2 protein-coding genes are annotated in these 1474 nt (G+C 67.9%); both read left to right on the top strand.

Going from position 1 to position 1474, the window contains the following annotated elements; genetic code table 11:
* Positions 1–225: IS66 family insertion sequence element accessory protein TnpB (gene tnpB, locus AC1DZY_RS26595; protein ID WP_476823159.1), on the top strand; the 225-nt coding region annotated here is incomplete at its 5' end.
* Positions 226–323: 98 nt separating this feature from the next.
* On the top strand, positions 324–1474 hold a 1151-nt coding region (gene tnpC / locus AC1DZY_RS26590; protein WP_476823160.1), incomplete at its 3' end, for an IS66 family transposase.

Below are 1474 nucleotides of genomic sequence, written 5' to 3'. Positions count from 1 at the left end.
GTGTTCCAGGCGCGGCGCGCCGACCGGATCAAGCTGGTTTACTTCGATGGGACGGGTGTCTGCCTGTTCTCGAAGAGGCTGGAAGACGGCAAGTTCCAGTGGCCCGCCATCGCCGACGGTGTCGTTCGGCTGACAGCGGCACAGTTGCAGGCGTTGCTCGAAGGCCTCGACTGGCGGCGCGTGCATGAACGGCGCGAGACGCGCGTCCCCATCGCGGCAAGTTGATCGCTTGATACTGGCAAGCCACTGTAATCCATGATTGAATCGGCTTCGTGAGCAACGCGGCCAACCCACTGATCAGCGATCCGATCGCGCTTCGGGCGATGCTCGCGGAGGAGCGCGCCGAGAACGAGCGGCTGCGTCAGATCATCAAGGAGCTCCAGCGTCATCGCTTCGGCCGCCGGGCCGAGAGCCTGCCAGTCGATCAGTTGCTGCTGGGGCTCGAGGAGGCCGAGCAGATCGAGGCCGAGGGCCTCGCCGGCGAGGAGGCGACTGATCCAGTCAAGCACGCCGACCGGGTCCGGAAGCGGCGCGCCAATCGCGGATCGCTGCCCACGCACCTGCCGCGCATCGAGCAGATCATCGACGTCCAGGRCAGGACCTGCCCGTGCTGCCGGGGCGAGCTGCATGCGATGGGCGAGGACGTCTCCGAGCGTCTCGACATCGTCCCCGYCCAGTTCCGCGTGATCGTGACCCGTCGGCCAAAATACGCCTGCCGGGCCTGCGAGGAGGTCGTGGTGCAGGCCCCAGTGCCMGCCCGGCTCGTCGAGGGCGGCATCCCCACCGAGGCRACCGTCGCCCATGTCCTCGTCTCCAAATACGCCGACCACCTGCCGCTYTAYCGSCAGGCCCAGATCTATGGCCGGCAGGGCGTGAACCTGGACCGCTCGACCCTGGCTGACTGGGTCGGCAAGGCGGCCTTCCTCCTGCGGCCGGTGCATGAGCGCCTGTTCGAGCGACTGAAGGCGTCGACCAAGCTCTTCGCAGRCGAGACCACGGCGCCGGTGCTCGATCCCGGACGCGGCCGGACCAAGACCGGCCAGTTCTTCGCCTATGCCCGCGACGAGCGGCCCTGGGGCGGCGCCGAGCCGCCGGGCGTGACCTATCTCTATGCGCCCGACCGCAAGGCCGAGCAGCCGATCCGGCATCTTCAAGGCTTCGCTGGCGTGCTGCAGGTGGACGGCTATGCCGGCTACAACACGCTGGCCGGGAAGAATGCCGTGAGCCTGGCCTTTTGCTGGAGCCACGTCCGACGGAAGTTCTACGATCTCGCGCAAGGCGGGCCAGCGCCCATCGCTTCGGAAGCGCTCCTGCGCATAGCCGAACTCTACCGCATCGAGGGCGATATCCGCGGATGCCCCGCTGAGGAGCGGCGCACCGCCCGCCAGGCCAGAAGCCGCCCCATCGTCGCGGCCCTGGAGCCATGGCTCCAGGGAAAGCTCGGCCTGGTCAGCCAGAAGAGCAAGCTTGCCGA

It is taken from the genome of Allobosea sp. P2_A10, assembly GCF_056405115.1.
The sequence above is the reverse complement of the archived record's forward strand: the minus strand, read 5'-3'. Positions and strand labels throughout refer to the sequence as shown.